We start from the raw sequence: 5,507 nt of genomic DNA, 5'->3' as shown, positions 1-5,507 counted from the left end.
GCGTTTCCCCAAGCAATGCGGTTCGATCTTCGCCCATTGGGCATCGGTTAGAATATTGCGGTCCATGAACAGTATGAATCACAATTCGATTCATCTGTGAATCCCCACAAACCCTAGTCGGTCTGCTATGGCTGTCCGGAGAGCATTTTGCGGTGGCCGCGAGAATTATGTTGTAGTAGCCTCCCAATAGCAATGGGCTTTTGAGTGGCTGTTCAGGTGTTTTTTGCTCGTTTTAATAAGCTGCCACCGCAGCGAGATGGCGGTTAAGCCCTTCTGGTGTAGGCGACGGCTAAAATTCTACAAGTGAAAGCTGCGCTTGAGCCCTCGGCTCGGCTAACCGGTGTGATCGGGCCCTTTTAGCCTATGAATTGGAGCTGTCCGCCGGAAAGTGCCAACCCTAAGGGTGCGCTGACATGGGGCCAGCACAAAGGGCTCTGATGAGAATGTGGAATACCAACGACCGAAGATGCCGGCCACACCCGGGTGTTAAAAAAAGCGAAAAATTTTCATACGTGTCAGTGACATGAGAAACTCCCGAAAGGCTTACCTAGAGCCATTTTCAATGACCCCTTGTTATAAGAAATCGGCTAACGAAAATGACCCCGCGTATTTTTTGTGTTAAATTTTAACAAGGGGCTAACGAAGTTGTTTTATAAGACCCCAGCGGGCTTTGTGTAGAGGTATCGCGTCGGTGTGGGTTGCTTCCCGGTTCAACTCGTATTGCCCGTGGCCTTGGGTGATTTTTTTGTTCTGAAGCGTATTGTGCGTTCATCTGGAGCAATTCCTGGTGTGGAGGGTGGAATGATTCCCGGTAATGCCTACGGGAAGACCAGTCACGATCAGTTTGTACGGGAGTTGTCGCACCAGTATAGTAACGTATTTCGGCGCTATTTTTATAGGGCGACACGAAGTCATGCGGAAGCTGAGGACCTGACGCAAGAGTTGTTTGTCCGTGTTATTCGCAAGCGTGACATTCAAGATGTGCTCGACGCTGAACCCTATCTATTTCGAATAGCGATAAATCTTCTGAAAGATAGGCGGCGCCGCAGAAGTACGTCCTCAGCGTTTCTAAATGAGGTATATGTCACTGAAGACGCTGTAGAATTAATTTCTCCTGAACGCGTGCTTCAAAGTAAACAAACCCTTAGGGCTGTTCTAGCTTCGCTCAACGAATTGGATTCAAGGTCGCGAGACATGTTTATCCTTCAACGTATTGAGGGAATGAAGTATGCTGAAATTGCCGCTTTGTACGGAATATCTGTAAGTGCAGTTGAAAAGCATATAATAAAGTGCCTTGCGATGTTAGCTCGGGGCGCTTCAATCGGATGGAAATAACCGTGTCTCAATTTCACAGTTCCGATGACTCCATATTCTTTGAGGCCGCTCTATGGTCTCAAAAAATGAGGGAGGAGGACGCGTTTGACGCAGTCGCATTCCATGAATGGCTTTCAGCTAATCCATTACACGGCGAGGCGTTAGCGGATATTGAAGTCGCGTGTGAACTTTTGAGGAAGGGCCGTGACACACCCGATGTTTTAGCCCTACGCCACCAGGCCCGCCAAAGTTCGCGTGTGGCTCGCTCGCGGTTCAACGCCAGCGGAATTGTTTCAAGACGAGTATTAGCCGGGGCGATTGCCGCATCTGTGGCTATAGCAGCGGGCGTCGGTTGGCGAATGTTGTTCAGCGAAGTTCGCTATGAGACACGTATAGGGGAGCAACGTCTCGTTCGGCTCTCGGATGGTTCAACTGTAAATTTAGACACGTCATCAGTTGTGAGGGTAGTCTACGGAAACAACAAGCGCAGCGTCGTTCTTGTTGCAGGTAGAGCCCACTTCGGAGTCGCAAAGGATCATTCCCGACCGTTTAGCGTACAGGTCGATGATAAAACCGTCGAAGCCACGGGGACTGCATTCACCATAGACCGCTTAGATCAGCACACTACAGTCACCTTAGTCGAGGGGAAGATACGGATTGGGATAAATAGTGGGCAAAAAGTGCAATGGATGACATCCGCGCTCGAGCCGGGCGAGCAAGCCATGTTAACACGTGGGTCAGGGGTTCTGAAGATAGCGAAACTAGATGATCTGGAGGGGGCCACAGGATGGCGTTCCGGGATGTTAACGTTTGACGATGAACCACTGAAAAATGTGATTGCCCGGATGAACACTTACTCCGAGGTTAAGGTCGTGGTACATGAGAGTGAGCTGGCTGAGATGCGCATAAGCGGCAGCTTTCCCGCGACACAGAACGAAGTTTTTGTAAAGGCTTTGGAGAATTACTATTCCGTGCGATCAAGACGGGAAGGCGGTCAAATTCTCCTCGAAAGGCGACGTGAGCCCAGGTGAAACGAGTTGACCCCAGTTTCGGTAGAGGTGGAACGAATAAAGGAAAGCGGGTAAGGCGTGGCACGCTACGGGCGTACTGTTATATGGCGGGAGCCTTATTAGTCGGTCTCCTATGGGCCACCTCTGCGCAAGCCAAGAACGAAAAACAGCCTGAGAAGATAAAGTTTGACATCCCTTCGGGCCCCCTCTCTCAATCTTTGCGCCAATATGCCCAAGCTTCAGGGGTGGCGGTGCTTTTTGCACCGGATATTGTGCGAAATCAGGTGAGTAAAAGCCTGAAAGGTGAGTTTTCAACTCGTGATGGACTAGAGCATCTTCTTAGGGGTTCGGGACTTGTGCACCGCCAGGGTGAGCTAGGTGCCGTTCTAATTGTTAAGTCGAGCAGGCCAGCTTCTTCCCAAGTGAACTCTTCGCTGACCCAGCGTGACGACCCAATTAATAGCGTACCAGTCGAAGTGGTTGTGGTAGCGAACGGTCCTGTTTCTGGAAGGGCTTACAAGTCCAGTCTGCAAATAGTTGATGCTCAAGGATTGCGCGAAATTGGCGCATTACCCTCGGGGAGCGTCGCAGAGGTTCTGGGTAGATTGCCAGGTATCCACCTGACTTATGATAATGGGGATCTGCTCCAACCTCGCATCCGAGGTCTTACCTATCTTCAGACATTGATAGACGGCAAAGAGGTTGCAAGCGCGGGTTATCGCAATTTTCAGTTGGGGGACATTCCTGGAGACGGTGTGAAAAGTGTCGTCGTTTATAAGACTGCCTCTGCAGATCAAGTGGAAGGCAGCGTCGGAGGGTTAGTTGACATTCAGACCAATCAATCGGGCGGTAGCAGGTTGAGTGGTCGTGGCTCTGTTTTAGCCACTTTTCGCACCTCGCTTCTCCATGGAATACCTCAGGGTTCATTCTTCATGAAACTACCATTCGGTCGGGAGGGCCGTGGTGGGGTGGCGTTGAGTATGGGACAGGTCGTTGATAAATCTAGTATGAATTACTCCTCGGCCGTATATGTTAGATCGTCCACACTATTTGATAGCAATAACGACGGCCTATTGGGGGAAGTCCAAGACAGTTTGATCGCGCCTGTCTCCATACAAGATGCAAATATAACCCGAGAATATAAACGGACATCATTTGTTTTAAATGGACACTGGTCGCTTGGCGAGCGAAGTAAGCTAGTCGCCTCATATCTCTCTCTAAACGTAGATGAGCGACTCCCCCAAAACAGTCGAACGTTAACTGCGCCCGAAACAAACACTCTTGAGCCATCCTCTTACGATTTCCAGAGCTCAACGGCTGGATTTGTTTATGCAGGTATCTACACTGGTGGCAGCCTTGTCTCGTCCGGTGGATATAGCGCTCCGAACCGACATGTCGAGCAAGCGAGTCTTTCAGGGCAGTGGCAAGGGGATCAAGCTACAGTCCGGGCTGGCTATGATTTTACTCGGGGCAAGACCACCGTTGACTATCGAACGTTAAGCGCCAAGGCGAGGGGTACCTCATGGGCGTTCTCCGGGATGGCGGAAGCCAAACCATCCTCCTGGGTACTGGGTGACGCTGAACTTGATGACCCCGGCCGCCTTCTGACTGTGAGTTACAATTCGATTGTTCAACGATGGGCGACTGCAAGCCACGCCGGCCGTATCGATTTCGCCTTTCCGCTTGCGAGGGGAACGTTCACAACGCTCCAGTTTGGCGTGCGGCGCTCGTCCCGGACGTCTCGCGCGGAGCTCACCAACCGAAACGAGATAGTGGAAACCACTCTCTCTGACCTTCGGGGTTTGATTGCCACCGATATACAGCCAGGCGGTGTCGCAATCGACCCCGACTTGCTAAAAGACGCAGTGTATCTAAAAGGGCAACTTAAAGAGGCAGGGCCTTTGATATCATTGAGTGCTCAATCGCATTCGACCTTATCCGAGACAATATCCGCAGCCTATATCAGGGGCTTGTTTGGAGCCGCAGTAAACGACCTCCCGATTGATGGAGACATTGGGGTGAGGCTCGTGCGCACCGCTACGAAGGGTAACGGCGTCATTCGAGGCTCTCAGGCCACGGAGGATGCCTTGTCTTTCCGTGACGGGTCTATCGATTGCTTGCCAAGCGCCACCGTTCGCCTAGGAATAGGAGAGTCGGTCTGGTTTAAGGGGGCGGTTTCGAAGAGCCTTGGCAGGCCATCCCCGGAACAACTGTCGGTGAATACTCAGTTGGATGGGCTCACGCTAACTGGTGTTGGCGGAAATCCTGGGCTGAAACCCTTCACGTCAATGGGTTGGGATGTAGGGTTCGACTGGTACTTCTCCGGTGCTGGTTACTTGTCCGGAGCGTTTTTCTGGAAAAAGCTAGACGGCTTTTTTGAATTGACGGCGTACCAGGAACGATTTGCGGGACAAACTTTTACAGTCACACGCCCCTCGAACGGAGCGCAGGCTTGGCTGAACGGCTTAGAGATCAGCTACGCTCAAAAATACATCGGCCTGCCCCGGAAATGGGCTGGACTGGGGACAGATGTAAATCTAACTCTACTTGGTAGCTCAAAGACCGCACCAAATGCTCGCCACGGGCAACCGATGACTGCCGTTCCCAAATATGTCCTTAACGTGATGGCATATTACGAAAGTACACCTTGGTACATTCGTATCAACTACCAGAGAAGCTCGAGCTATTTCAATAACGACTCATTTGATCACGTTTCGGATGCAAGAGAGAAAGCAGCCCCATACTCTACTGTAGATGCCACAATGCATTATGAGTTCGCACCTCGAGTCAAATTGACGATAAGTGCGTTGAATGTGACAAACGCGGAACGCCGGATTTACAGCAGTTTCGGCGGACTTTCACACAACCGAATTGTCTCTCCCCGAAGTTTCCAAGCCGGCATAAGGTTCGAGTTTTAAGACTTCCGGAGACAGTGTCGGCAATACTGGGGCGTTTCCCAAGGCAACGCGTCGATGAAACGATAACGTTTTGCGGGATAGGAAGGCTTCCGAGAGTTCGCCTCCGGGAACCTCAGGGTCTGACATGTAGATCGGCGTGCAAAAAGGGCTCTGACGCAATTTTGGTGCAGGTCGCGGTCAATAGACATCCACCAAGCGTGCCTCTAAAAGATCGATTTTGGCTCGACCGTACATTTGGCGCTTCACGAGCTTTAGCTTTGTGATC

General features: G+C 51.2%; 3 protein-coding genes. All 3 read left to right on the top strand.

Translation table 11 applies throughout. From position 1 onward, the window contains the following. Positions 1–726 precede the first annotated feature (726 nt). Positions 727–1,335, top strand: a complete 609-nt coding sequence (locus tag Q0072_RS11465) for an RNA polymerase sigma factor (RefSeq protein ID WP_298330009.1) — start codon at positions 727–729, stop codon at positions 1,333–1,335. Continuing rightward, entirely contained in the window at positions 1,326–2,345 is a 1,020-nt protein-coding gene (locus tag Q0072_RS11460) for a FecR domain-containing protein (protein ID WP_298330006.1), read from the top strand. The genes Q0072_RS11465 and Q0072_RS11460 overlap by 10 nt, the downstream gene beginning before the upstream one ends. Positions 2,346–2,428: 83 nt before the next feature. After that, entirely contained in the window at positions 2,429–5,242 is a 2,814-nt protein-coding gene (locus tag Q0072_RS11455; RefSeq protein ID WP_298330003.1) for a TonB-dependent receptor, read from the top strand. Positions 5,243–5,507 lie beyond the last annotated feature (265 nt).

It is taken from the genome of Asticcacaulis sp. (assembly GCF_027484505.1).
In the GTDB taxonomy this organism is placed as follows: Bacteria; Pseudomonadota; Alphaproteobacteria; order Caulobacterales; family Caulobacteraceae; genus Asticcacaulis.
This window is presented reverse-complemented; position numbering and strand designations above follow the sequence as displayed.

Coding starts and splice junctions, on each gene's coding strand:
- Q0072_RS11460 (WP_298330006.1), top strand. CDS start 1,326: ATGGAAATAACCGTGTCTCAATTTCACAGTTCCGATGACTCCATATTC.
- Q0072_RS11455 (WP_298330003.1), top strand. CDS start 2,429: ATGGCGGGAGCCTTATTAGTCGGTCTCCTATGGGCCACCTCTGCGCAA.